The sequence below is a fragment of the Paenibacillus sp. GCM10028914 genome, from assembly GCF_042666275.1.
Classification (GTDB): domain Bacteria; phylum Bacillota; class Bacilli; order Paenibacillales; family Paenibacillaceae; genus Paenibacillus_AQ.
In genome coordinates this window covers 53,607-80,253 of sequence record NZ_JBHTFO010000016.1, presented here as the reverse complement: position 1 = coordinate 80,253, position 26,647 = coordinate 53,607, and the positions used below count along the sequence as shown (strand labels likewise).

20 protein-coding genes are annotated in these 26,647 nt (G+C 43.9%); 5 read left to right on the top strand and 15 right to left on the bottom strand.

Annotation, left to right across the window (positions count from 1 at the left end; translation table 11 throughout):
- Positions 1 to 16: 16 nt before the first annotated feature.
- The 3 genes from ACFQV5_RS15945 to ACFQV5_RS15935 are packed head-to-tail and all read right to left on the bottom strand — an operon-like array spanning position 17 to position 6,284.
- Entirely contained in the window at positions 17 to 4,465 is a 4,449-nt protein-coding gene (locus ACFQV5_RS15945; protein ID WP_379248347.1) for a carbohydrate binding domain-containing protein, read from the bottom strand.
- A 40-nt stretch (positions 4,466 to 4,505) separates the two neighbouring features.
- Complete coding sequence (locus ACFQV5_RS15940) at positions 4,506 to 5,384, bottom strand: carbohydrate ABC transporter permease (protein WP_379248346.1); 879 nt, start codon at positions 5,382 to 5,384, stop codon at positions 4,506 to 4,508.
- A 15-nt stretch (positions 5,385 to 5,399) separates the two neighbouring features.
- Positions 5,400 to 6,284, bottom strand: coding sequence for an ABC transporter permease (locus tag ACFQV5_RS15935; RefSeq protein WP_379248625.1), 885 nt, complete (start codon positions 6,282 to 6,284; stop codon positions 5,400 to 5,402).
- Positions 6,285 to 6,497: 213 nt separating this feature from the next.
- Between ACFQV5_RS15935 and ACFQV5_RS15930 the strand changes: the two genes are divergently transcribed.
- Both ACFQV5_RS15930 and ACFQV5_RS15925 read left to right on the top strand, forming a co-directional pair.
- Positions 6,498 to 8,207: a sensor histidine kinase gene (locus ACFQV5_RS15930; RefSeq protein WP_379248345.1), complete on the top strand. Its 1,710-nt coding sequence runs from the start codon at positions 6,498 to 6,500 to the stop codon at positions 8,205 to 8,207.
- Positions 8,208 to 8,217: 10 nt separating this feature from the next.
- Complete coding sequence (locus ACFQV5_RS15925; protein WP_379248344.1) at positions 8,218 to 9,858, top strand: response regulator; 1,641 nt, start codon at positions 8,218 to 8,220, stop codon at positions 9,856 to 9,858.
- A gap of 135 nt (positions 9,859 to 9,993) precedes the next feature.
- Here the strand turns inward: ACFQV5_RS15925 and ACFQV5_RS15920 are convergent, their stop codons facing one another.
- Positions 9,994 to 11,682: an extracellular solute-binding protein gene (locus tag ACFQV5_RS15920; protein ID WP_379248343.1), complete on the bottom strand. Its 1,689-nt coding sequence runs from the start codon at positions 11,680 to 11,682 to the stop codon at positions 9,994 to 9,996.
- A gap of 152 nt (positions 11,683 to 11,834) precedes the next feature.
- On the opposite strand from ACFQV5_RS15920, the gene ACFQV5_RS15915 reads away from it, so the two are divergent.
- Positions 11,835 to 12,005, top strand: coding sequence for a hypothetical protein (locus ACFQV5_RS15915; RefSeq protein ID WP_379248342.1), 171 nt, complete (start codon positions 11,835 to 11,837; stop codon positions 12,003 to 12,005).
- Positions 12,006 to 12,104: 99 nt separating this feature from the next.
- Positions 12,105 to 13,064 (top strand): tetratricopeptide repeat protein, encoded by a 960-nt coding sequence (locus ACFQV5_RS15910; protein ID WP_379248341.1) that lies wholly within the window; start codon positions 12,105 to 12,107, stop codon positions 13,062 to 13,064.
- Positions 13,065 to 13,178: 114 nt separating this feature from the next.
- Here ACFQV5_RS15910 and ACFQV5_RS15905 read toward each other — a convergent pair whose 3' ends face one another.
- The 6 genes from ACFQV5_RS15905 to ACFQV5_RS15880 all read right to left on the bottom strand — a co-directional run bounded on the left by ACFQV5_RS15905 (position 13,179) and on the right by ACFQV5_RS15880 (position 18,708).
- Positions 13,179 to 14,003 (bottom strand): methyltransferase domain-containing protein, encoded by an 825-nt coding sequence (locus ACFQV5_RS15905; RefSeq protein ID WP_379248340.1) that lies wholly within the window; start codon positions 14,001 to 14,003, stop codon positions 13,179 to 13,181.
- A gap of 259 nt (positions 14,004 to 14,262) precedes the next feature.
- On the bottom strand, positions 14,263 to 14,667 hold the full coding sequence (locus tag ACFQV5_RS15900) for a DoxX family protein (RefSeq protein WP_379248339.1): 405 nt from the start codon (positions 14,665 to 14,667) through the stop codon (positions 14,263 to 14,265).
- 327 nt (positions 14,668 to 14,994) lie between these two features.
- The gene (locus tag ACFQV5_RS15895; RefSeq protein ID WP_379248338.1) at positions 14,995 to 16,137 is read right to left on the bottom strand and encodes a serine hydrolase domain-containing protein; all 1,143 of its coding nucleotides are present in this window, start codon (positions 16,135 to 16,137) and stop codon (positions 14,995 to 14,997) included.
- 119 nt (positions 16,138 to 16,256) lie between these two features.
- On the bottom strand, positions 16,257 to 17,480 hold the full coding sequence (locus ACFQV5_RS15890; protein ID WP_379248337.1) for a family 8 glycosyl hydrolase: 1,224 nt from the start codon (positions 17,478 to 17,480) through the stop codon (positions 16,257 to 16,259).
- A 304-nt stretch (positions 17,481 to 17,784) separates the two neighbouring features.
- On the bottom strand, positions 17,785 to 18,021 hold the full coding sequence (locus ACFQV5_RS15885; protein WP_379248336.1) for a DUF6953 family protein: 237 nt from the start codon (positions 18,019 to 18,021) through the stop codon (positions 17,785 to 17,787).
- Between the two features lie 150 nt (positions 18,022 to 18,171).
- Positions 18,172 to 18,708 (bottom strand): CueP family metal-binding protein, encoded by a 537-nt coding sequence (locus tag ACFQV5_RS15880; RefSeq protein WP_379248335.1) that lies wholly within the window; start codon positions 18,706 to 18,708, stop codon positions 18,172 to 18,174.
- A 304-nt stretch (positions 18,709 to 19,012) separates the two neighbouring features.
- Here ACFQV5_RS15880 and ACFQV5_RS15875 point away from each other — a divergent pair, with 304 nt between their 5' ends.
- Positions 19,013 to 19,483, top strand: a complete 471-nt coding sequence (locus tag ACFQV5_RS15875; RefSeq protein ID WP_379248334.1) for a hypothetical protein — start codon at positions 19,013 to 19,015, stop codon at positions 19,481 to 19,483.
- A 67-nt stretch (positions 19,484 to 19,550) separates the two neighbouring features.
- Here ACFQV5_RS15875 and ACFQV5_RS15870 read toward each other — a convergent pair whose 3' ends face one another.
- From ACFQV5_RS15870 to ACFQV5_RS15850, 5 genes are all read right to left on the bottom strand, one after another.
- Positions 19,551 to 20,549: a zinc-dependent alcohol dehydrogenase gene (locus tag ACFQV5_RS15870; RefSeq protein ID WP_379248333.1), complete on the bottom strand. Its 999-nt coding sequence runs from the start codon at positions 20,547 to 20,549 to the stop codon at positions 19,551 to 19,553.
- A 21-nt stretch (positions 20,550 to 20,570) separates the two neighbouring features.
- Entirely contained in the window at positions 20,571 to 22,805 is a 2,235-nt protein-coding gene (locus ACFQV5_RS15865; protein ID WP_379248332.1) for a helix-turn-helix domain-containing protein, read from the bottom strand.
- Between the two features lie 65 nt (positions 22,806 to 22,870).
- A complete protein-coding gene (locus ACFQV5_RS15860; protein WP_379248624.1) occupies positions 22,871 to 23,731 on the bottom strand; it encodes a carbohydrate ABC transporter permease in 861 nt (286 codons plus the stop codon).
- A gap of 5 nt (positions 23,732 to 23,736) precedes the next feature.
- Positions 23,737 to 24,705, bottom strand: coding sequence for an ABC transporter permease (locus ACFQV5_RS15855; RefSeq protein WP_379248331.1), 969 nt, complete (start codon positions 24,703 to 24,705; stop codon positions 23,737 to 23,739).
- 96 nt (positions 24,706 to 24,801) lie between these two features.
- Positions 24,802 to 26,418, bottom strand: a complete 1,617-nt coding sequence (locus ACFQV5_RS15850) for an extracellular solute-binding protein (protein WP_379248330.1) — start codon at positions 26,416 to 26,418, stop codon at positions 24,802 to 24,804.
- Positions 26,419 to 26,647 lie beyond the last annotated feature (229 nt).

The window sequence follows — 26,647 nt, the reverse complement described above, 5'->3', positions numbered from 1 at the left end:
TTAAACTCAATCTTAGTTACTCAACAGGACCTATGTTGATCAAACTGACATCAGACAAGGTGATTGTCGTATCACCATCTTCGGTACCCGAAATGTTGCCTATATCAAATGAAATTCGAGTATCAGGATAACTATCTTCTGTCGTATCAAATGTAAAGGTGAAAACCTGCTCTTCTGTTGTCAGTTCAACCTGATTTCCAAAAAATCCATGCCACTCATAGTTAGATGCCGCATCGACCCATCCGATGCCTAGGCTCATTTTCCGACCCTTCTCGGCTTTTGCCTTAAAAGTGAGCTTGTATTTAAAACCTCGCTGAATGCCAAATCCTTCGTTAATGACTTGACGATCCCAGGGGTTTTGCCCGACATCTCCAATTTTAGCTTGGAGCTGTTGGTTGCTGACACTCACCTCAAGGTCCTCGGGATTGCCTTCCACATGAGTAAACCAACCCTCAATTCCTTTGGAGAAGTCTCCATTCGGAATCAGATTCACGTTAATGGGCTGTCCTCCTTGGTCTGCACTCTGATTAACCTCAATTAACAACACGTTATGGATGAACATGGTATGCGGTCCAGTTGATAGCGGATAACCTAACCCAAATGCAAGTACAGCTGCGGGATCCGAGGTATCCCCCATCGAAAATGTATAAGCATATTGCTGCTTCCTCTCGGTCAGCTCGATTTGCTCTTCCATATACTTCGTATAATCGCCTTCGTTCTGTGAGACGACGACTTGCAACGATTTCGGACTGGATGCCGATGCCTCGAATGTGAGTCGGTATGTTTTCCCTGCCTCAAGTTCTAGCTGTCCCTGTTGCAGCAAGGCATCCCACCAATCTTTACTTGTGCCGGGTAAATTAATAATCATACCTCCACCCTCGGCATCTGAGGCTGACAGATCATTAGGGACCATCTCCCAATGACTCTGGCCTGCTGTAAGCTCTCCATTTTTCACTTTATTCTGCGAAATATCCACCCAGCGTGTATTATAATTCACACCTTCAAAATCTACATAATAGTGATTTCCTGCCGTTAGTGAAACCGGTGGGAAATAGACCGTATTGTATGACTGCCATCCACCCGTGTCCCCGAAATTGAGCTCCGACTGTGCGACAATTTCGCCATGTTCGTCCTTGATACTGAAAAGAACCTGCGAATCACTGCTCCCACTGGCCATTCGGGCGGATAGTACGTAAATCCCGTCATGATCCACTTCGATTTTATATTGCATCAGGTCCCCTTTATCCATGTAACCGACATGCTTGCCACCTTCGACCGAATCCTCCAGCTGCAAGCCTTGCATCAACCAGGCTTCGGTTGCAGGCACATGTGCGTAACCATTAACTGATACAGGTTTTCCTCGTTTCGTCAGACGAACATTGTCCACATATGCCGTACCCTTGGAACTGCCAAATAACAGTTTAAGTTCGGACTTCGCAACAGGCACTCCATCTCCAATCAGGATTTCTCCGGTATACGTCTTCATCTCTTGGTCAAGCCGAAGGTTCCGCCCTTGATGAACTTGAATGGAATGCCCGTCACTACTGACAAGTTCAATGTCCATACTCCGCAGCGTATCTGCCTTGGCTTCAAAGGAGAAGCCATATGTTGTATTTGCCTCAAGCTTCAAATCCGGTTGTGTAACCGCGACCTGCCCAGGCTCACCATTTGTTTGCGTTACATCAACAACTAGTTGACGCTCCATAATCGGGAACTTCAAAAAATTATTAACATCGATCTTGGCTGCAGCACCCTCCTGAATACCGCTAGACCAGAAACCTAGACGATTCTTGCCTTGATCAAAAGTTCCATTGAAGATGTAATTTCCATCGGGAAGTACATTCCGTTCCACAGTCAGAGGGTCAGCCGAGCCAACCTCGATTAGTCGAACGTTTGCAAGCAGAACCGTTGTATCATCAAGTCCCAAATTAAATTCAAATCTGGCATTATGATCAGAACTATCCCGCATGTTAAATGTATATTCGTAAGACTGCCAATCCGTCGTGAGTGAGAAGGATTGTTCTCCCGAATAATTCATCCAGTCCTTTTCAAATTGGGTCACTTTGGAACTGATTTTTCGGTCAGCGGATGCCTTGGCATCAAACTGCACCTTGTATTTTTTGTTTTTCATGACGTATATCGGCATCTGTGTAAGCTGAATCGAATAATTTTCAGTTCCTGATTCTGTGATCGTTATCTTCGCCGCTTTTCCTTTTTGCTCATCCTCTACAATCTTGACATCTCCGGCCCCATTAGCATTTGTAATGAACTGCCACTGATGTGGAACACCATTCGCTCCAGAACCTTCCGAGAAACGGTCATTGTAGATCTGATTACCATCAGCTTGTGGTTCACGCTGAGGTTCAGGCATTATTGGATTCGAAGTCACATCGGGCCATTGGTTTAAGTTTTTGTATGAATACACCCGCACAAAATCAACGTTCATCGCTTCTGAAGTAAAAGCGCTGTCAGGCGATCCCGGCCAATCTCCTCCAACCGCCAAATTCAGAATCAGGTAGAACGGACGATCAAAGGGTGCAGGGAACGTATAGTATTCCGGTTGACCTGAAGCTTTTGTCTGCCAATCGGTTACTTCATGGTGCAGCTTGCCATCAACATAGAATCGAATCATCCCAGGGAGCCATTCCACCTGGAAATCATGATAATCGTCAGCGAAGGATTCTCCTTCTGGGAGTGTAAGGCTTCCCTGGTTGTGTCCATGAGAACCATCAGGCTTCACACTGTCATAATGCAATGTACTGTATACCTTATTTTGGTTCTTGTTGCCACCGATTAACTCCATGATGTCAATTTCTCCAGAAGCAGGCCATCCTCCATAATGTGCTTCATCTGTAGGCATCATCCAAAAGGCTGGCCACATGCCTTGTCCTACAGGAAGTTTCGCACGTACAACCACTTTGCCGTATGTCCAATCGCCTTTTCCCATTGAGATTAATTTGCCTGAGCTGTAATCTTTACCGTTCTTCTTCTCTCGTCTTGCTTCAATTTGTAAAACGCTTCGATTATGATCTTGTACAATACGAGTATTATCCGGGCTGTAATATTGCAATTCATTGTTATAAACCAGCCCTGTATCCTGCACAGTCCATTTGGAGGAATCGATCACCGGCCCGTTAAATTCATCATTCCAGACAAGTTCCCATTGATCATGAGGTATTGTTGTTGCTGGAATAGGCTTTTCGCCTGTTGGACTGCTTGGCAATGATGGTGCTTGTCCACCCGGAGCAGAATTATTCGGAGGATTCTGATCATTCGATGGATCAGCAGACTTAGGCTTATCAGGCCTATCAGCTTCACCTCTCAGGGATGTACGCAATCCTGCTTCTACCTTCTCTCCATTGATAACAACATCGCTGGCATCCACAATCAGTTCTTCAATCGCTCCCTTGGTGTTAACTTGAGTTTGATTCGCCTCCTTGCGGATGTTCAGCGAACCAATTGAGCTGTTTGAAGAAAGTTCAACACGAGCCTTCTGCATGATAATTATTTCTTGTATTTTGCTTCCTTCCGCAATGTTGACTCTGACGGGTTCTCCACGTTTGTCAATCACGATTCGATTGAGCTTGGAGTTGTTGATATCAATTGAATGACTTCCACCACCTTTAACAATGACACTTCCTGTAACGGTTACCCCCTGAAGCACAACAGAGCCATCCCCTATCCCTTCGGCTAGCAATAAGTTTCCATTCACGACTGTGTTTTTCAATGTAATATTAGATGCTCGGACAATCAAGTTTCCCTCCACCTTGGATTCAATTGTACCAGGGGAGCTTTTGACATCCGCGATCATGGAGGACAATAGTTTTGCTGTCTCTGCGCGTGTGATTGCCGCCTTGGGGTTTAATTCATCCTTGTATCCGTTTACAATATTTTCACTCGCCAGATAAGTAATCGCTTTCTCAGCATAGCCGGAAACTTCATTCGCATCATCGAATTTCAACAGTTCGTGTGCCTCTTCCGTTCCAGTCGAAAGCTGAAAAGCACGGTCCACCATTACCGCAGCATCCTGCCGGGTAATAGGTTGTTTGGGAGACAAATGTCCAGGAGCGGTCCCTTGGATAATTCCCGAACCGTTCGCACGTGTCATCGCATCATAGTACCAATCACTTGCATCTATGTCCGCAAAGGAACTAGAGACCGCCCCCCCTGCAAAGCCAAAAACGCGATCAAGAATCAAGACAAACTCCGCTCGGCTAATTGCCTGGTTCGGCTTGAACGTACCGTCTGCATAGCCTTGCAATAAATACATATCCTGCATATGCATAACAGCGGACTTCGACCAATGCCCGGACAGGTCTTTGTATGGAGCAGCAGCGTGCAGGCTCTTCGCCTGCACGCTGTCTGTCTTTGCTTGATCCTGTGCGATTTCCGCTTCAGCGGATGCTGGAATAACGAGTGAAGCCACTAAACACCATGCAACAATACGTGCCAGTCCTTTTCTCATCCTATTTCCTCCCACAGCTCTATTGTCATGCCTTGCAATTCTATTCTTTTACTGCTCCAAGGACGATTCCTTTAACAAAAAAACGTTGCAAAAATGGATATACAAGCAAGATCGGGAGCGCACCGATAAAGATTTGTGCTGCGCGTACGGTTCGCTGCGAGATATTCTCCAGCATGGAAGGGTCCACATTGATTTTGCTAAGATCCTGCTGAACAATAATGGTCTGGAGCAGGGAGGCAAGTGGATAATTTTTTATATCAGACATATAGATCATGCCATCAAACCAGGAATTCCATTGATATACCATCGTAAACAAGGACAATGTTGCGATTGCTGGAAGCGATAGTGGAACGTAAACCAAAATTAGTGTTTTGATATGGCCTGCTCCATCCAAATAGGCGGCTTCTTCAAGTTCTTTAGGTAATCCTCGAAAAAAGTTCATCATGAGAATAATATTCCACACCGACAAGGCTCCCGGAAGAACAAGCGCCCAGATCGTATCCATCAAACCAAGTTTATGAACAAGAATATAACTCGGAATAAGTCCGCCACTGAACAGAATGGTGAATACAAAAAACCAGGTGTATATTGAACGCCCTTTGAAAATAGTATCTTCCTTCGACAATGGAAAGGCTGTAATCAGCATGATTACCATACCAACTACTGTAGCAATTATGGTCCGCTTTACAGATACCAAAAGGGAGTTGATGAAGTTCGTATTTCCGAATGTTTTCACGTAAGCGTCCGTCGTAAAGCCAATGGGCCAGAAGCTGACCAGATTGGCAGAAGCCGGCGCCATACTACTGAATGAAACGGCTAATATATGAATAATAGGCAAAATGCAAAGCAATGATAAAATGCCAAGAAACGTATAGTTTACTATGCTGAATATTCGATATCCTTTTGTTTTATAATACAAGCCTGCTGCCCCTCTCTAAAAAACTCGGTAATTGGCCAGTTTATAAGCCATTCTGTACGATATAACAATCAATATGGTAGCGACCACAGATTTAAATAACCCTACCGCTGTGGCAAAACTCATCTTCCCGTTCAAAATCCCCAATCGATATACAAAGGTGTCAATGATGTCTCCTTTGTCATAAACAAGCGGATTGTACAGGTTGAAAACCTGATCAAATCCAGCATTTAAAATATTGCCTATGGAAAGAGTCATGACCACAATCGTGATCGGCATCAATGCCGGAATCGTAATGTGCAGTGTCTGCTTGAATCGGTTAGCCCCGTCCACTTCAGAAGCCTCATAAAGCGCGGGATTGATCCCTGTGAGTGAAGCCAGAAATACAATTGTCCCAAAACCAAATTCCTTCCAGACATCACTAACAATGAGTGTTATACGAAACCAGGTTCCATCCCCAAGGAAGAAGATCGGTTCCCCCCCAAGCGCAACGACAAGTTTATTCACAATGCCCCCTTGCGGTGACAGAATATCCAATAAAATCCCGCCGAGTATTACCCATGATAGAAAATGCGGCAAATAAACGAGTGTTTGGCTCACTCTTTTGAAAGCGACCAGACGTACTTCATTTAATAAAATAGCAAACAAGAAAGGGGCAATCAGCCCTGCAATAATTTTAAAAAAAGCAATTACCAGAGTATTCCAAATAACTTGGCCTACGTCAGGATATAAAAAAAGGTATCGGAAATTGTCCCAGCCTACCCATTTGGACTCTGAAAATCCAAGGTGTGGCTTGTAATCCTGAAAAGCAATAACAATGCCACCCATCGGTATGTACTGAAACACCAGCGCCAGTAATACGGCTGGAACGAGCATCATATGCAATGACCAATTACGCTGCATATTCCAGCGCTGATTAATCCTGGTGGAACGCCGTTTATGCGTTGTTTTTAAAGTATGTTCCTTCACCCCTACATCCCCCATGTTCTAAAAAATTGTATTTTACAAGTCATCCTGAACTTGTATATTAAAATTATAGCAATGGAAATTTTTAATCTATATCCTAATATTGCAACAACGATATGAATATTTTAATGAGATTGAGGAGGTTGGGCTTTGCTATCCCGCTTAAATGTCTTTACCAAAATTACATTTTTATTTGTGGTGCTGCTTATTCTGGTACTGTTCTTCTACAGCTACTCAAATAGAGAAAGTGTACGCGTCATTAAACATGAGATTCAGAACAACACAATGAATCATCTATCTACTTTTGCCGAATCCGTAGAATCAAACATTTATCAATTGTCCCTCTACGGGATGTCGATTGGTCAGGATTCCAGCATTCAGGAATATCAGCGTCCAGACTACAAAGATATTCCCTATGAGCGTGTCAAAGCGGGGAACGCTATACTGGAGAAGATGAATCTGTACAACGCAGCAAGTAAATGGCATTCGACCATCACCTTGTACTTTCCCCGCATGGAAAAAGTGATATCAACCGACTATTATGCTAATATTCCATACAGTGAGAATGAATTTACAGAACCGCGCTCGCAATCCTGGACATTTGCTGACAATCAGTTTATCTGGCACACAACCGATCCGACAACTGCGATGACCAATCCTGGAAAAGCCAAATTAATTACCAAAATCAGTTTTCCAGTTCACCATCTAACATTGCTGCTTGATCAAAATAAGTTAAACAACAACGGGGATCCTTTTATGTTTCATCCCGATTTTGGCTTAATCAGCAACAGTTCGGGAAGAGATACCTTAAATACCCTCCTACCTTCCCTGCAAACAGCAAAACTGGGGGCAAGAGGGGGATTCAGCACCATGCTGGATCAAACGGAATATTACGTCTCCTATATTCAATCCAAGAGTCTCGGTTGGTATTACGTGGATTATGTGCCTATGCAGCAAATATTAAGTCCCGTTACTAGCAGCCGAAATCTATTTTTTGCCTCTATCGCTGTTCTGATCGTGATGAGTATCATCGTGCTATATGCGCTTTATCGGAGCGTACAGCTCCCACTTCTTCAACTGGTAAGAGGAACGAATCGCTTATCCAACGGCGATTTTTCTGTTCGCCTCAATCACTCATCACGCAATGAATTCAGTCTCCTGTTCGTCCGCTTCAACATTATGGCGCAGCGTATTCAAGAGTTGATCGAGAATGTATACGAGGAGAAACTAAGAAGTCGCGAAGCAACGCTCAAGCAGCTCCAATCCCAGATCAATCCGCATTTTCTCTATAACTCTCTCTTCTATATCAAAAACATGGCGAGAATGAAAAATGAACAAGCTGTGGTAGCCATGGCACTCAATCTGGGCGAGTATTACAGGTATATAACAAGGTCAGAAAATGACCTGGCAACAATACGTGAAGAATTGGCCATGGTCAAAAATTATCTGGAGATACAGTCGCTTAGACTGGAACGAATGCATTTTACAATCGACGTACCCCATGCTATTTTAGATAAAACGGTACCTAGATTGACGCTTCAGCCAATCATTGAGAACGCTATCATTCACGGTTTGGAGCCTAAATCAGAGGATGGTGAGATCAAGATATACGGGAACTGCAAGGGCGATATATATACCCTTACAGTGGAAGACAGTGGTCTCGGTATGTCTGACGAACAGCTTGATCATATGAAGAATGATCTTCTTAAACCGCTGGACGGGAATATGGGCTGCGGCACATGGAATGTCCATCAACGTTTATCCTTCCTGTACGGAGAGGGAGCAGGCTTGATCTTTGATCATTCTTCATTGGGTGGTGTAAAAGTAACAATCATATGGCACGACAATACTAACAAGTAGGTGACTACCCATGCTGCAAATTTTATTAGTGGACGATGAACGTTCAGTGGTAGAGACGCTATCGGAGACTATCCCTTGGGAAACCTTTGGAATTGGCACTGTTCATGAAGCATTATCCGGAACTTTAGCACTTGAAATAATGGAGAATCACGACGTTGATATTGTTATTACCGATATTCGCATGCCCGAAATGTCAGGCATCACACTTATTACAGCAATCCATGAAAGGTGGCCACATGTTCACACCATCTTATTATCAGGTTACGCCGATTTTGAATATGCAAAGCAGGCGATAAAACATGAAAGCTTCGATTATCTGCTTAAGCCCGTAAGTGATGAAGATCTGATAGAAACGGTCCAACGTCTCGTAAACCGAATCAAGGATAAATGGGAAACGGCTGCATCCTACCAAAGAGCCTTAAACGCCTTTCAGGATAACTTGCCATTATTGCAATCCACAATGCTTAATGAGCTGTTGACAGGAAAAAACTATAGTCAAAAGGCACTGGAAGACAAGCTTGACCTGTTAGAGCTGCCCTATTCTGTTGGAGAGAACCTGGGTATGCTGGTTATTCGAATGGAAGAGCATTTATCCGAGATGTCGCACAACGACCTTGCGCTAATGGAATATGCCATCTGCAATATCATTAGTGAAGTGATGCAAAGCCATTTCCATATCTGGCATACGCGTGATGTCCATGATTACATTGTTGTTCTGGTCAGTGTGAGAAACCCTAGCACGTTAAGCTCAAGCAAGGGTGAGTCTCCCCGAAAGATGCTTGAGCATTACGCTTCCCAAATCCAAACTAATGTTCAGTTATACTTGAAGGGGGCAATCTCGATTGCCGTTTCCCATTGGGGTAAATTCCCGCATGAAATTGGAGAGATTTATGAGCGAGCTATTATGTCTATGCGTAAAAGGATGGGACAAGTGCAAGGCTTGTTCGTTACGGCTTCCGATGAAACGGATATCAATCCTCTTCACACCATCAGATCTCTCTATAAGCCGCCAACGTTGAATATCCTGTTGGAAGCAGGGCGCTTTGCAGATGTAGAACAGAAAATTGAGCAGATTTTTGAGGAGCTGCTGCATTCGAGCGAACATCATGATATTACAGAATCAACGATTGAAGTTTACTATACTTTAGCTGGTGCATTTGCTTACATCATCCATAAAAACGGCAAACAGCTCTCTTCATTACTGCCTGCGGAATCCTATCGCTACTTCCAAGCTCCCAGCTATACTACTGCACAGCAATTGCAAGATTGGTCAATCCGCACGCTACATCACATACGTAATGACGCTGAACAAGAGCTAAAGGACAATCACAGCACTATTGTGCGGAGTGTACAAAGCTTTGTCGATTTGAATCTGGCTACCGATGTATCCTTGCCTGCGATTGCCGATCATGTACATCTGCATCCTGTCTATTTGTCCAAAGTCTATAAGGCTGAAACGGGGGAAGCACTTACAGCTTACGTGTATAGATTGAGAATGGAAAAGGCTGCATATTATTTGCGAACTTCGACTGCCAAGGTATTTGAAATTGCAGAGCTCGTCGGATATAATAACACGGCATATTTTATACGTGTATTCAAAAAGTTCTATGATGTTACTCCGCAGGAATATCGTGAAAACCTGCCGGTTTAAAGATTCAAAGCTGGCATTCATACCAGTCCCTGCTCCATTTATGTAAACTGTAAAAAGGCATTGCTGGAGATCTCCTCCAGCAATGCCTTTTGCGTCCTTAGTTATACTTTCTTCAAAACCAGCGATCCTGCCGTCTTACTTTTCATTCTGTACAGACTGATACCACTCATTTACTTCTTTTGTTATCTGGTCCCCACCTGAGGACTTCCATTTCTCTACAAATGAGTCAAACGCATCGACTGATGCTTTACCGTAGATGATTTGAGAGAATGTATCCTTTTCCATCTTGGTCAGAATATCATTGTTCATCTGCATTGTCATTGTTGGAGCACCGGTAAACATTTGGTTGTAAACGATGTCCTTTTGATCCATAACAACCTGGGCTGCTTCAAGCATCGGTACGGATACACCATTTTCCATTTTTTTCTCGAATGGCGTTGTTGGCGCTTCACCGCTTGCCAGCTTCGCTAGTGTGGTCATACTCAGACTTGGGATCCGTGCCCCATCAAAGGTCAGCGTATATTTCTCAGGAGCATGTCCGTCTGTAAGACCTGCATCGGTTGATGGCTTTCCATCAACCATAACCCAGTCGTATCCTTCCGCGAATCCATATTCGAACTCCCCACCCTCTTTGGGGTTAGCATAATAATCAAATAGGTAGTTCTGATATGTGAAAAATGCTTCCGGATTCTTCATATCCTTGTTAATCAGGACTACACCATTCCCATTTGATGTACCGCGTCTGCCTGCTTGACCATCAGGACCTGAAGGAATGGGATACGCCTTGAATTCAGCATCGGGGTCATTCTTCTTCACATCCTCCAGCGGCCAGGACGCCATCCAGTAAGGGCCGACCACAATCCCTGCCTTCCCGGCAGTGAATTCTTCGGCAGCCTTCGTCTCGTCGTACACGCCTGCTTCCTCCGGGATATACCCTTCGCTCATCCAGTTTTGCAGTCTTTCCAGAGCCTGCTTCGTTCCTGGCGCCACTGAGCCGTATTCCAGTTTCCCGTCTTCTGTCAGATTCCATTGATTTGGCATCGTACCATGTGCGCCAAAGACCCATCCAGCATCAGACATCCATGTGTTAAGCCAGTTCTTGAAGCCGATGGTCAGCCCATAAGTATCCTTCTTTCCATTTCCATCTGGGTCCTGATTCGTAAACGTTTCCATGATAACTTCAAGATCATCTAATGTTTCGGGGGCTTTCAAGCCAAATTTCTTCATCCAGTCCTCACGAATCCACATGACAGGATCACCATTATATGAATAATCCAGAATTGGAATACCAATTCGTTTGCCGTCTTCCATATATGGATACCATACTGTAGGATCTTCGTTAACTGCTTGCTTCCATGTTTCGCTGGCATATTTATCGAATAACTCGCCTGCATCAACAAACTTGCCGGTTTCAATCAATTCACGTACCAAATTAAAATCGCCACGATACGAGATAATATCGGGCATATCCGCATTGGAAGCAAGTGACAGACGCAGTTTCGTCTCGAATGCATTGTTTGTGGATGGTGATACCCATTGGTTTTTCAGCTCGATTCCCAGCTTTTCCTTGGCCCATTTCGTATGAACATTGTTGTCTTGATCCTCGCCTTGCTTGAACTTAACGTCTGGACCCCAAGGCCGTAAATAGGTGACTGTTATTGGCGGGTCATATTTCCCGTTTTTTAGCTCCAAGGATGCATCTGAAGGGCTCGGTTCAGCTTCCTTGTTCCCCCCATTACTACTGCATCCACTCAGGACTGCTGATAGGGCTAGCAAACCTGCTATTACCAAGCTACCTATTCGCCTTTTTTTATTTGTGTCCAACTTTACTTCCCCCAGTCTATATATTGTTACTTACAGAGTTAATCATAAAGAATGATGTGCGTGTATCCCATACTAATATTGCAACTTTTATTGCACTAATTTAGGATATTGGAAATTGAATACTTTTATTGGAAAAATACAATTTCATCCTGTTGAAAAACAAAAGCGGCAAAGGCAGTGGTTCGGATAACTCCTACCAGCAATCCATTATGTATGAGCCCTTCCCTGTCCTACCGCAAGCAATCACAATTAGACCTTACGTCCGGAATGATGATGAAAAGGTTTATATTCCCGAGCTTGAATTTGATCTGCGCGTCCAATAATAAATTTATTTCGTAACAGCCCATCGTTTTCCATGCGGCAGCTGTTTTGTAATTTATAATGTGGATTAAAAACCCCATTATGAAAGAAGGAGTTCCTCCATGACGATAACAACAAACGAGCTTGCCATTGAGGCGCTTGAAAATAATGATTATGACTCCTCATTGCATCTATTCAAACAAGCAGTCGAAGAATCAAGGAATATTCAGTCTCTAAACAACTTGGCTTTTCTGTACATATCAGAAGGTATCCGAAATGAGGATCGTTCTTGGGCCTCTGGAGATCTAGCGGCAATTGAACTCCTGAGAGAATGCATATCCCTAAATCCTATCTCTCCCTTCCCGTACAGTCTTCTTGGGGAAGCCTATTTAAATCTTGGACGCTGGCAGGAAGCTACTACAGTTCTGGAAAAGGCAATCACATTTGAATCGCCCTCGCCTATTGCCTATCATAATTTAGCCACTGCAGCGTACGGGCTTCATGATATTGAGAAAGCAGCTTTGTATTATTCAAAGGCAGCAGAAACAGAAACCGACGAATATGCCAAATACGCATACGCCAAGTGTCTGATCGAATTAAATCAGATCGATGAGGCAGGCCAAGTCTTGGATGAGCTGATCAACGAGACAGAGGATTATATTGGGGATGTAGAAATTGCTGAGTTGTATTTGGAGATGAAGCAGTACGAGAACGCTGTCGTATTTTTCGAGAAAGGTTGGGATCAGTATGCGAAGGAGCCTGTATGGGTGGATCGGTTCCTATATTCGTTATTGCAAACAGGGCAGCACCACAAGGCAGAAAAGTTCGTCCAAGAAGTCGTTAATGACAACCTTAAACTAATAGAGGAAATTCACGAAGATACGGGCGATGATGAGAATTGGACTTTGGCAGACCGCCATGAACGCATTCTGGAGATACATACCGAGAATGATCACTTTCGAACATTGGTCGGCCGCTTAGCTACTGGATATGTTCCATCTATGTACTTTCAAACCGCCATACTATCGGACTGCTATTGGTTCGGTTGTGCAAGGCATGGACATCCCGAGTACGGTAGGTAAGGCGCTTTGCTTCCCTTAAGTGGTATCCGCCACAGCAAGAAAAGTCCCCTTCCATATCTCATGGATGGTGGACTTTTTAGTAACCTCTATATAAGACAAGGATCAGAAATTCCCTTAGCTCTTCATATTACGAGCAATCATGCGAGTCATGGCGTGCTTGTGCGGAATACCCGAGGAATTACATTCAAAGATCACCTCGGAGCTCTCCTCCATTCGCCAATCATGATAATACGTCAGCAGTTCACCAGATATCCACTTATACGCATGCGGTTCATGCTCAGGCGGCGGAGCTATGAAAGGCTTATTCACAAATACATTAAACACATGAATACCACCCGAATTCGTAAACTGTTTATAATTGCTGAAAATCTCATGACGGTATTCCGGCTTGATATAATGCAAGACGCCGCTTGCAAAGATGATATCAAAGCTTGTATCCAAACGGTAATCTTTAATATCCGCTTTAAATGCACGAATCGGTACCCGGGCCTGGTCCGCAAGGCGTTTGATCTTCTCGATCCCTGTATCGGTCACATCAAATGCAGTCACATCATATCCATTCCTTGCAAAAAAAACGGCGTCCTTCCCCTCACCACATCCAATATCCAGTAGCTTCAGGTGACGAGTCGGCGGCATGAGCTCAAGCACTTGATAACATGCTTTCGACGGTTCCAGCCCCCAGTAATACTCCGAGTTCTTGTATTCTTCCTCATAAATTGTTATCGGCTTATCAGTCGAAACATAACCCAGAAGCTTATCAATACTAACCTCAAGTGCCCGGGATAGCGCTGGCAGTATGGAGGTGTCTGGAATCGTCTGAGCATTCTCCCACTTGGATACCGCTTGATAGGTGATCCCTAGGATCTGGGCAAGGCCCTCTTGGGTTAGTCCTCTTTCTTTACGGTAAATATAAATATTCCTGGCTAGTTTGTCCTTCATGTCCCCTCACTCCCTTATACATTCAGTTTATGGATAGGAGATGAAGTGTACAATAACCCTGTAATTGAATTTGTGTAGAATTCAACTACAGGTTGAGTTGTAATACTGTTATCCATTTGGCTAAGGATGTCTCTTTGTTCTTAATCTGACGCTGCGAATACGAACCGTTCCTTCCATTCAAAGAAATCGCCCTTTCATAGAATGGAAGCGACTAAACAACCATTCAAAAAGGACGATTCTTGTATTGTATCTATGTTTTTTAATTAAAAACAACTGCATCAATTGAATATGCGCCTGCACCCATCAAGGCTACAGCCAGTGCAACCGCAATAATGAGAAGGTTCAGCTCATAGCCATTCGCCGTTGCCCAGTAACCGTTCTGACCATGAACTTTCACGATCGCTCCAAGCATAGCGAGGATAATCAATGCAGCACCCAAGATGGTCAGGAATCCTGAAGCAAACAGCAATCCACCGACTAATTCCATCAGTCCCGCTAGCACAGCCATCATTACACCGGGCTTAATTCCGATGGATTCCATCCAGCCGCCAGTTCCCTTCGGACCGTAGCCACCGAACCAGCCGAACAATTTCTGCGCACCATGCGCTACAAAAGACAAACCAACAACCAGACGAAGAATAAGCAAACCGAGTTCAAAATTCATTATTATTTCCTCCATTTTATATAAGTTATTAAGAAATATACTTCACTTTAGAAAATCTTTATATCAAGATTAATAGTCAAAAAAAATGACTGTCTCCGCTACAACTTAAACACGTTTCACTTACCCCTTTCAACCAACTAACATTTATATAGTTAATATCGACTTGTATAAAGATACTTTATTTGAGTGTAGCTGTCAACCATTTATGAAAAACTTTTTTTGTTTCATGAAAGCCCCTCATACACATGGTGCATCATAAAAGGCGTGCAGACATAGGTCTGCACGCCTTAAAGCTTACTCTTCTATTTCTGCCATTACATTGTTATCTTACATCAAGCTCGACCAAATTATCTGTTTCGTGCCCAGCACAGACTCCGGAACCCAGGAATACACAGAAGGAACGAACAGGACGACGACCAGCTTCTCGACCGGATCGACGAATAGAGCCGATCTTCCTCCTCCTTCTAGCTGAAATGTTCCTTGTGATTCGAAAGACAGATGATCGATCGCAAGATCCAGGCCTAGTGCATGCCCCTTGTCTTTAATCATGCCACCCCAGTGGTAGGCTGGAATATTAAAAAGATGGCGCCGGGTCAGCAGCTCAACGGATTTCCTTCCAAGAATACGTTCTCCCTCAAAGGTACCTCCATTCAGCAGCATTTGTCCGAATTTCCACAGATCATACAAGGTCGAGTAGAGACCACTGTCCGAACGCGGAGGTAATGATTCATCCCAGTCTTGGTCAGACAACTGCTGGACATCCCGTTCATCCACGGTACATACCTCAGAATGAAGCTCTGCTGGGATATCAAAGAAGGTCCGATCCATGCCAAGCGGCTGTAAAATATGTTCCTGCACATAATCCTCATACCGCTGGCCCGACACACGGGTAACAATCTCTCCTAACAGGGCAAAGCCTACAGTTGAGTAATTATAGGCTTCACCCGGCTGGCATACAAGCGGTCCCTGAAGCACCTTCGGAATCCAGTTCTCCATCCCTCCGGCTCCCCACCATTCACGGGGATAAGGTTCGTTGTAGTACCCTGTGACCGGCATAATGCCAGATGTATGCGTCAGCAGGTGAAACAGTGAAATTCCCTGGTGCATTGGATTGTTGAACTCTTCTAAGATCGTAGCCACCGGCTGGTCAACGTACAGCTTGCCGTCTTCAATCAGCTTCACAATGGATACACTTGTGAACGCTTTCGTAATGGAAGACAGTTTACGTATCGAATCGGGCTGCAAATCCCCCTGCCCCGCCCTGCCATGAAGCGTCCCCATGGATCTCCATGCTGCAATCTTTCCTTCATGAGCTACGAGATAACTGGCTGCTTGAATCTTCTTCTGCGAAATCAGATTCTGAAAGTGCTGGTCCAGCTTACCCAGCTGCCGGGAATCCATTCCTACCTCTTCTGGCGTTACTCCTAGAGGTCCTTCTATGACGCGACAAGCATTGGACAATATGTTCATCTACTCCCCACCTTCCTGGAATTCGGAATAACGAACATATTTTAACGAACCAGGCGCCTGCCGTCTATATGCGTGATGCTATCCTCATTATAAACTGACAAAAATCATGTATTATTATCTTAATATCCCCACCAATTACCCGACATCACGATCATCGAGAATAGCTTGATGCTCTCTTCATAATAACCTTCAGCCGAAGCATTGACCGTATAATTCCAGACCGAATTGAGCCAGCTTTGATTCGCCGAAGAGATCATGGCACTCACACCAAATGGAGCATAAAATGCTCCGCTATTATATGTAACAATCGATGCTCCGTTTAAATCATATCCGGCTCGAACATTAGCAGGGTCACTATTAGCAGCACTTTTAATAAACCCATTCATCTTATTTAATTGCTCTTTGGCCCGTTTGTCCCCCGTCATTAAATAATCTGTCGTGATCCGCCACGGGGTACGTGAAGAATTATAGTAGTACTTCCCGTCTTTATCGCCCTCAAGAAAACCCGAGGACGCCGGTTGATAATCGCTACCGGACTTTACCACGAAATCCGGCAGTAATCCTGTTTTTGGACTGTAACTTGTATGAACAGAATTTATAATCATATAAGTCTTGTCCAGCACATTCGTCCAGCGAGTATCGCCTGTTGCTTTCTGAAATCCCTTCAAATGATGCAGCATAAAGTCTGAGGGACGTGTTGCTGTATCATATGCACCGCTTGTTACCCAATCACCAAGACGCAAGGTCCACTCAGTTACGTTGACGTCATGAGTCATGATGGCGTTAATTATATTTTGGGCAGCTCCCAGATAATCGATCGTTCCACTGCTTCCCCACTGCTTGTCTGCCAGCAGCAGCGCATATGCAATATCCATATCACCATCCGTAGCCGAATTGGCTCCGCCGATATTTTGGAAGCTGCTATTCTGTTTCCAAGCCATAAGATAAGGATTATGGTCACTAGGATGGGCTTTATAGTATTCATATAATCCGTCAAAATACGTCTGAGCATCACTATCATATCCGGCCATCAGGACGGTAAACAGCATGCCATATCCATGGGCTTCCGATACCGTTTCCCCAGCGGAATTATATTTCACAACATACTTTCCTAATCCAGCCGGTATGAGAAAAGAGGACTTCCAGCTGTCCCACTTGGTTCGAACCGCGTTATCCATCATGCTCTGTGTTACATGGTTCGGCTTAATCGTTCCACTTACATAGGACGTATGCTGTGGGAAGGGCTTATTTGCAGCAAATGACATGCTTGCCGGTAGCATTAGGGCGGCCGTACAGAACAAAAGAATGGTTTTACGTACAATAGAATTGCCGCGTTTCATCATCAACGATACGCTCCTTTAAGGTTTATAGTCGCCAAGCCTTACTACCATATCCCGCGCAAACGAGTACGCGGTGAACATCACCTCCTCAAAAGACAGACCAAACAGCGGAAAAATTGCAAAACTATATTGTTATTCACTAACGGTAATGGGTATGCTCGAATGAGCGTAGAATCAGATGGTTTATCGGGGTATTAAATGCGTTTATGTAAGTGGTTACATTATATTGGAACTGGATATCATTGTAAACCTAGAAAAAACCGATGGTCCTATATCCATCGGTTTCATGAACCTTCAAGGTTCGAGATTATGTCCAAGCCCACAGAAAACCGTCACGATCCCATGCGATACGGCCGCCGTGTAGCTTCCGAAATGCTTTTTTCACTTCTTTGGACAGAGACGCATTTCCATTATCATTAACAAAAACAAACTGCTCCCCGAAGTGCGTCTTGACGTATTCTATTGCTTCTTCCTGCCGCAGTGTTCCTGTAAATTTGATTTCCTGTACCATCCACTCCGCAACTTCCTGTGCTGTCACTTCCATAAGTTCACTTCCCTCTTAACCTATATTGACCGTTATTATATCATACCAGCTGCACAACCTTTGCTCCCCTGTCCCAATCCCTAAAAATCCAGACAGTTACAGACAACAAGAAAAGCCCATGCCTTCAAGAAATAAGGTATGGGCAATGACTTAAGTCAACTGCATCGTCGTAATGCAGGTGTTATCTTGTTCAAATGTCGTAATTTCTGATTCTGCCGTTTTTCCATCTTGCGAAATCTTTATGCTCAGTTCTTTGTCACGCGGAACCCATAAATCAATAAATCCATTAGGTTGGGATTTAATCGCTTGATTCATTACCACGTTCCCGTCATTGTCTTCAATGTAAATATTGAATTCCTCGTTCGCCATTTCTCCACGACATGAGGTTAAACTATGAATCTCGCAAGGATGCGTTTCATTTTCAAATGGAGCGATGGAAACGAAAAATTCATCATCTGGCAAACTAAAAGTTGTTTCTGTTGAATCTTCATGAACTACCATAAGTTCCTGGGATGTAATTGAAGCCGATCTTGCTGTACTATTGCCTGAACTGAAGTCCTGTACCATTTGTTTAATTTCGCTTGAAGTGACAGCGTTGGTCTCATCTTTTCCTCCATTTACTGTAAACAAATAAGCACCAAGCGCAACGATAGCAGCCCCAGCAACTCCAATCATGAGTTTCTTCATCCTTACCTCCACCCACCCTTGTTATGAATATTAATGATCCTATCAAACTAGCTTTAAAATCGGATCATAGCATCTAGACCTGTACAGTTAAAATATATAATATCACATACAATCTGACATTTAATTCAAACTGTTAGAAATTCAATGACAATTTGTTCAAGAGAGCTGTCTTTTTCGAAACCAGATTTCATGATCCGAATGTGATTTTTTTCTCATAAACATGTAGACAAATGAAATGTAAGTATATACCATTATATTTAAGCTTACCAATTTAAAAACCAACTCCCCAATAGGAGGCGTTTGGATGAATCGGTCCGTCTTATTTTATATATGGGTAGCCATCACCAGTTATTTATCAGGGCCAATTGTTTATGTAGCGTCTCTTTGGATAATTTATGGAGAGAAGACGAATGATTTAAAGCCATTAATTACTTGGACTGCATTTGCATTTTTCTCTGTTGGGTTATTATCGTATCTGCTTAGTGTGATCTTCCTTCGTTCGATTAATAGATATTATTTTTGGTCTCAAACTTTACTTTTTGTACTTATGGGAGGCGTACCCGTTGCTATCATCCTTTTTATAATGGGCTCCTTTAATGCAGCTAATTTTACTCTTGTATTTTCTCCAGAAGGACTAATATTTTTCTTATCTTTCACGGGTATGGCTCTCTTGGCATCTTACGGAACTTGGATCACTCAAAAAGGACTTAACAAAAAGCCCTTCATCTTCATTTCTATTGTAGTTATTGCTTTATTTATATTAGTGACAAAATGAAGACCAAACACAAATAACTGCCATCATGGCAGTTGTTTGTGTAACTTACGCTAGAAAATTGTTCAACTTACCTATCGTATTTGAAGACGGTACCCATAATGGACGACGATGGACCGTATTGATCGTAAGCCTCTTCCACACTATCAATCGGGACAACTCTTGAAATCAGCGGCTTTATTGAAATCCGCTGCTCCGCTAGAAGACGAATATATTCCGCTACATTCCGGCCTTCGGTCCAGCGTACAAATCCCACAGGATAGTCTTTATTCTCCAATTCATAACCCTTATCATACCGCCCTGGGCCTCCTGCCCGCGATATCAATACCTGAGCCTCTTTACCGAACATGAGCTCACGTGAGAATTTCATTGTCAGGTCTCCAACGATCACAATCTTTCCTTTATCACGAATCCATCTTAATGAGGAATTAATCAGTTCTTCCCCATTACCACCTGCACACAGAATCACACTATCGGCACCATGCCCCCCCGTTGTGGTAAGGATCTGACGTTCCAATTCATCCTGGTTGTCGTACACATGATTCATATACTTCTGCATACCAGCAACGCGGTCCTTATTCAGATCAAAGCCCAGTACCTGATTGGCAGCAGCTGAAGAAATTTGCGCGATAATCTGGCCCAAGATACCTAATCCTACAACGACAGCCGACTCTCCAAATCGAAGATCCGCTATGCGTAAAGCATGAATCGCAATCGCCCCCAGCCCTGCAAAAGCCGCTTCTTCAGGACTTACATGATCAGGTACGATAGCCGTCAAATTCGATGGTACTGCAAGTTCTTCAGCATGTCGTACGTAAGGTGCTCCGTAGCAGGCAACCCGCTGACCAACCGCTAATCCAGACACCTGTTCCCCAAGTTCGACAATAATACCAACTGCGCTGTACCCGATTACGATCTGGTGGTCCGTAGAATTCTTTATCATGGTCATTTCTGTCCCCGGACTAATGGCCGAATACTCCGTACGAATACGCACATGTCCTGCTGGTAGAGAAGGTCTGTCTAGGTTCGCAATGACAACCTTCCCGTGTTGAGCAGCAATTGCTTTCAATATAGCTCCTCCTCACTTCCGCTAATTCCCGGTTTTCTTTCGATACTCGCTGGGTGAAACTCCACAGTACTTCTTAAACGTTGTAGTAAATGTCGAGGAATTCGTGTATCCCGTCTTCTCACCGATTTCCGCTATGCTTAATTCCGTATTCTTAAGATATTCTCTGGCATGGGATAAACGAACGTTATTCAGGTACTCCACATAGTTGACACCAAACGTCTTTTTAAAATAGTTCGAGAAGTATTTAGAACTCGTACCCAGCACTTCTGCCATATGGTCCAGATACAAATTCTCCATATAATGAAGTTCAATGTACTGGGATATGAATGCTGGATTCATCTTGCTCTTTGAATCATAACTTTGCATGGCGACAACCCGCCGCAGTCCCTCGATCAAAACCTTACGAATCTCCTGATGACTATAGGCACGATGCAGTTGCTCAATAACATCCGTTTCCAGACGGAACAGTTCCTGACGACTATCATCCGTAAAATTGACTTGTTTAAGCACGATGAAAAAAATCGTCTGCGCTATATGTAACAGCTGATGATAATGAATACGAAGATCGACATTTTCCTCTATAACTTTAGCAGCAATCTCCAAGGCTTCTTCTGTCTTTCCGGTCATGAGACAATTGGAGAGCTTCTCGATTTTTTGAAGCGGAAAATGAATGTCTGGAGCAAACCGAATCGCTTCTGTATCCGTCACCCATTCCTTCATGTTAACGTTCCGATAAAGGAAACCGTTCTGAATATCCTGATATGCCTCTTGGCAGTTACTTATCTTCGATTCAAAGCACTTGCTCACACAGCCCCATATTTTAAACGAATGGAAAGTTGTCTCTTTGACCTCACATATGTAACTCTTATACTGTTTCAGTATCTTCTTTCGGTCAGACGGATGATCCATACCAATCAGCATCAGAAATCTAAGATGCTCTTCATGAAATACGACAACGTGGTCTAAACTCTCCTGAATGCTGCTCTCAACCATCTCCGTCATATCCTCCACCGACATTTCAGGCTGTTCTCCCTCATCTTTCGGTTGAAGATATATGGCTGCCATTACAAAATGCCTCCGCTGAAATAAATAGGCATAGTGATTTTGCATCTGCATCTCGTATTCTCTGGAATGCCGATATCCATCAAGCGTCTGTAAGAACACACCCCTTCGGATTTCCGAATCAACAAGTCCCATCTGATTCTTGAGCGATTCGTTCTCCCGCTGTATTTTAATAATCCCACTTTGGATTTTGACAAAATCATTGCCTTTCACATTTGATCCGCCGAGAACTTTCAAAATATTCTTAACCGGTCTATACAGGTAAATACTGAGCAATACGGACAAAATGACCGCGAGCACAATGGCACCATACATGATCCATTGGTTTGCACTCGTCACCGAGTGAATGTTCTGGAACTTGTAAGGCAATTTATTAATATAAATAAATCCGTTATATTCCGACTTATAAAAGTTGTATTCAAAATTTTCATGCGTCAAAGACGCCTCACTTGAGCGGTTAAAATAAACGTCATTCAGGATTTCAACCAAATCCAGGTCCTTCTCCGTGCTAAGTATGACATTTCGCTTCTCATCCAGCACCATCAGGGATGCACCTGGAATCATCGCCTTCAGGTCGATACTGTTCAGCAGCTTGTTCACATTTATCATGACCATCAGCTTCTTGTTCGACATTCGGATGTTGCTGCTGTCAACCGCCATGATCAGATTTTTCTTATGACCGTTCGTCAGCTCGGCGTAGGTTTCAGCTGGAAATACCGTGAAATCATGTTCCGAACGAATAAAATTGTTCCAAAACACAGAGTTGTATTTGTCAGACATGTATTTCCGGTCGAACAGCGCCTCCATACTGCTAGTTCCATAAGGGGTGATCGCCAGCTTGTAATCATAGGTTATAATGGCATCCTCCACAAAATCCATCGTGGAAACCATCTGGGCCAAGCTATCCTGTAGATCCAGAACCTTCTCCATCTCCGGCTTGTCTTCACTATCGATGATATGCTCATAGGGCAGTGCATGAATGTTAAACATCAAATTGTTAATCGAAGCAAAGCTGGTGTCGAACGACTGGATAATATTCTTAATGACCATCCGGTTGTTTTCCGTCACCTTCTCGTATATACCAGAGATGGAATTCTTATATACGATGTAGTTGAATATAAACATGGTGCCGACGACCAGCTGCAGAGCAAAGAATATTTGTAATAATCCTCTGTTAGCGATCAATCGATTCAAATGGATCACCTCTCCTGATGTCATCCCTTCATTTAACACCATGTTATACCCAACTTGGTCTTACGTCACCCTTTTTCCGAACCGAGCATTACACCTTTGGCAAAATACTTCTGTGCAAACGGATAAAGAAGCAGCACTGGAATCATAGACAAAACGATTGTTGCGTTCTTCATGGCTTGTGGAGCCAATGCGGAAGCGTCTACCAAGTTCTGGTTGTTGCTGCTGTCCGCAAAGATCAGCATATCCCTCAGAACAACCTGAAGCGGATACATGGTTGCTTCGTTCAAATAAATGAGCGGGATGAAAAAGCTGTTCCAATGGCCCATGAAGTAGAACAAGCCAATTGAAGCAAGTGCCGGCTTGGAAAGTGGAATGATGATCTGAAACAAAATACGATATTCCGATGCACCGTCAACCACGGCAGCTTCCCGGAGTGATTCCGACATGTTTTCATAAAAGCTTTTCAGAATAATCAATTCAAATGTCCAAATGGCATTTGGCAACACCAGCGCCCATACACTATCGATCAGTCCCAATTCCTGCACGATAAGGTAGTTCGGGATAATACCGGGATTTAGGAACATTGTGAGGATGATAGCCAACATGAAAAATTTACGACCGAAGAAATCCTTACGTGATAACGGATAAGCACAAATTGCGGTTAACAAAAGGTTAACCGTGGTTCCTAGCGCAGTATAAAAAACCGTGTTCATATAAGCGCGCGGTATGCGTGCATCCTTGAGCACTTCCATGTAGGCATTCAGATTAAATCCAACCGGGAACAGGCTTACCTTACCCTGTACAACGGCCGACGTATCACTGAAGGAAACGGCTGTAATATAAATGATGGGATATAAGATAACGACCGAGAGACAAAGTAGAATAATTCCGTTAATGACAGAGAACAGCGAGAAGTTTTTCATCATTTTAGTTACCACAGGCCATTCCCTCCAATCTTTTTACTCATGAAGTTCGAGGTAAGCAGCAGCACCATTGCTACGGCCGCTTCGAAAATACCTACGGCAGCCGCATAACTGTAGTTCGCTTCCAGAAGACCTTTCCGGTAGACGAAGGTGGAGAACACATCCGCCACTTCATATGTCATCGGGTTATAAAGCAGTAGAACCTTCTCGTAGCCGATCCGGAGCAATTGCCCGGTCTTCAAGATAAACATGATAATAATGGTCGGCATCAGCGCCGGAATCGTAATCTTAAAGATCATATGGCGTCTCTTCGCACCGTCCACCTTGGCTGCTTCATACAGCGACGGGCTGATGCCTGCAATAGCCGCCATGTAGATAATCGCCTCATAACCGGTATGCGTCCAGATGTCGGAAGCAATGTAAACCGGGCGGAACCATGCCGGATCGATCAGGAAATACTTCGATTCAAATCCGAGGGCCACGATAATCTGGTTAATGATACCGTTATTGGGCGACAGAAAATCGATCAGCATACTGCTGATAATAACGACAGACAAGAAGGACGGCAGGTAACTGATCGTCTGCACCGATTTCTTAAACCATTTGAGCCGTACTTCATTCAACAGTATCGCCAGAATAATTGGGAACGGGAATGAGAATACGAGCGATAACAAGCCAAGCGAGAGCGTGTTCTTGAACAGCAACCAGAAATCAGGACCGCTGAAAAAGTTAACGAAATGCTTCAATCCGACCCACGGGCTATCTATAATACCTGTGAATACGCTGTAATCCTTAAACGCAATGAGCATACCGTACAAAGGACCGTAACGGAAAACCAGGTAGAACAAAAAACCTGGAAGGAACAGGAGCAGCAGCTGTCTGTCGCGTTTCATATGCTGAAATGCTGTCAGTTTGCGGCTGGCAGCATTCTTCTTAGGCGGTGTTGGATTGCCTGCCTCGATGCTGGCACGTGCCATGATGTTTCCTCCTTTAGATGACGAGCAGCACCCGGACAATGCCGGGTGCTGACATCACCCTAATATTCCATTTCATATCGCAGCTGTTTGCAGTTATTATTTTGCCGATTCATCAAGACGCTTCTGAGCAGCATTGAAGATTTCAGTCATTTTATCAGCGCCTTGAGCAGCAACCGCTTTTTGCCATTCAGCCCATTGAGCATCGCCGTAGTTCTTGTTCAACACGTATTTGGCGTTGAATTCGTTGGCACTCTTCTCGAGCTTTAAGTGAAGTTCGGCAATTGTCGCCGATTCAGCATCCGTAAAGTTCAATACCGGATCCAGCGGTTCAAAGTTGTTTGCTTTCAGGCGCATGTCTTGAGCTTCCTGTTCCTTCTCGGTGAAATTGTAGTATACGCTGCGTCTGTCAGGATGCAGATACATGCCTTCAACCCACAGGCCATATCTGTCTTCCAGCACACTGATATCGATGAGAGGAACGTCTGTCAATTCAGGATATACCGGCTTGTCGCCCTCCATTTTGAACGTTTCCCCTTCCACACCCATGGTAACGAGCGTAGCACCGGATGGGCTGGTCAGGTAATCAAGCAATTTCAAAGCAGCTTCTTTATTCTTGTTGTTCGAAACCGTAAGACCAAAATCAGCATCAACTTTACGATTCGTCAAGCTGTTTCCGGTTGGACCTATCGGATTTGCATATCTCAGGTCATACTTAGGATTGCTGTCTTTAACCTGGTTGTAGAACATGTCTAGACGTCCGATCCAGTCCCAAGTAACGAATGCCTTGTTGCCGGTTGTCATTTTAGCCGTCCAGCTTTCCTGCGTATCGGTCAGGAATTCAGGATCCAGCAGTCCTTCATTATAGAGCTTCTTCATAAAGTCGATCATTTCTTTATGCTCAGGCTGTATGCTTGCAAATTTCCACACTTTTGCGGACTCATCATAGTACATCGGATAATTCGCTCCGGAAATCCCCCATCCGTAACCCCAATCACGGAATATGAATTCTTTGTTTTTGGAAGCATATGGATAAGAATTCGGATACTCTTCTTTCAATTTTTTCAATGCTTCGTAAAACTCGTCCGTATTCGTCCACGCTTTAATGCCCAGTTCATCGAACACATCTTTACGATACATATAGCCATGGTTTACATCCCGGTTCAGGTTGTAAATCGGCCAGGCATACAGGTTACCCTGCTCGTCGCCGTAAGAAGTCAGTACCCATGGGTTTTCTTCCATGTACAGCTTCTTGAAGTTCGGAAGCTGATCTGCATATTGGTTAATAGGAGCAAGAGCACCCTGCTTACCAATTTTCTTTATTTCATTTGCTTTCAGTCCGAGAAAAATATCAGGCAATTTACCTGAAGCCACGACGACCCTCAGTTTATCCTGGTAAGTAGCTTTGGAGTAAGCCTGAAAATTAACTTTAATGCCTGTGCGCTTCTCGATTTCCTTCGCTAAGAGCGAATCGTTCAAGTCCGTCTTGTCGCTCGGCACCATCCATGTAATCGTAGTTGGTTTGTCAACAAGCGGCAGTGTCAAACCGCCTGTATCTCCATATTGGTTCGGATCTGCAGGTGTTACCGATTCTTTAGGTGGGGTGTTTGTGCCTGTTTCTGGAGCCGGCTCTTTGCTTCCTCCGCCGCCACAAGCAGCCAGAAGCGATGCAAACATCGTTAAAACAAGTGCCATGCTAAACCATTTCTTTGACATTTCTGTTCCTCCCTAATGGATCATCCATAATATAATGGGTGAAGCTAATCGATCCCTCCCGCACAATATTTGGGTGAAATTCATCAAATGTAAGACCCCCTACCTTTGATTGCGAGATTCAATTTTTCTACCCACTCACATCATAAAAGCGCTTTCAAATTTGGTAAAGAATTCGATTTCGTCTGCCTGTTATTTCAAGATCTGTTTTTAAATGAATATGAGAAAAAAG

Coding starts and splice junctions, on each gene's coding strand:
- ACFQV5_RS15945 (WP_379248347.1), bottom strand. CDS start 4,465: ATGAGAAAAGGACTGGCACGTATTGTTGCATGGTGTTTAGTGGCTTCA.
- ACFQV5_RS15935 (WP_379248625.1), bottom strand. CDS start 6,284: ATGCAGCGTAATTGGTCATTGCATATGATGCTCGTTCCAGCCGTATTA.
- ACFQV5_RS15925 (WP_379248344.1), top strand. CDS start 8,218: ATGCTGCAAATTTTATTAGTGGACGATGAACGTTCAGTGGTAGAGACG.
- ACFQV5_RS15910 (WP_379248341.1), top strand. CDS start 12,105: ATGACGATAACAACAAACGAGCTTGCCATTGAGGCGCTTGAAAATAAT.
- ACFQV5_RS15905 (WP_379248340.1), bottom strand. CDS start 14,003: ATGAAGGACAAACTAGCCAGGAATATTTATATTTACCGTAAAGAAAGA.
- ACFQV5_RS15900 (WP_379248339.1), bottom strand. CDS start 14,667: ATGAATTTTGAACTCGGTTTGCTTATTCTTCGTCTGGTTGTTGGTTTG.
- ACFQV5_RS15895 (WP_379248338.1), bottom strand. CDS start 16,137: ATGAACATATTGTCCAATGCTTGTCGCGTCATAGAAGGACCTCTAGGA.
- ACFQV5_RS15890 (WP_379248337.1), bottom strand. CDS start 17,480: ATGATGAAACGCGGCAATTCTATTGTACGTAAAACCATTCTTTTGTTC.
- ACFQV5_RS15885 (WP_379248336.1), bottom strand. CDS start 18,021: ATGGAAGTGACAGCACAGGAAGTTGCGGAGTGGATGGTACAGGAAATC.
- ACFQV5_RS15880 (WP_379248335.1), bottom strand. CDS start 18,708: ATGAAGAAACTCATGATTGGAGTTGCTGGGGCTGCTATCGTTGCGCTT.
- ACFQV5_RS15875 (WP_379248334.1), top strand. CDS start 19,013: ATGAATCGGTCCGTCTTATTTTATATATGGGTAGCCATCACCAGTTAT.
- ACFQV5_RS15860 (WP_379248624.1), bottom strand. CDS start 23,731: ATGATGAAAAACTTCTCGCTGTTCTCTGTCATTAACGGAATTATTCTA.
- ACFQV5_RS15855 (WP_379248331.1), bottom strand. CDS start 24,705: ATGGCACGTGCCAGCATCGAGGCAGGCAATCCAACACCGCCTAAGAAG.
- ACFQV5_RS15850 (WP_379248330.1), bottom strand. CDS start 26,418: ATGTCAAAGAAATGGTTTAGCATGGCACTTGTTTTAACGATGTTTGCA.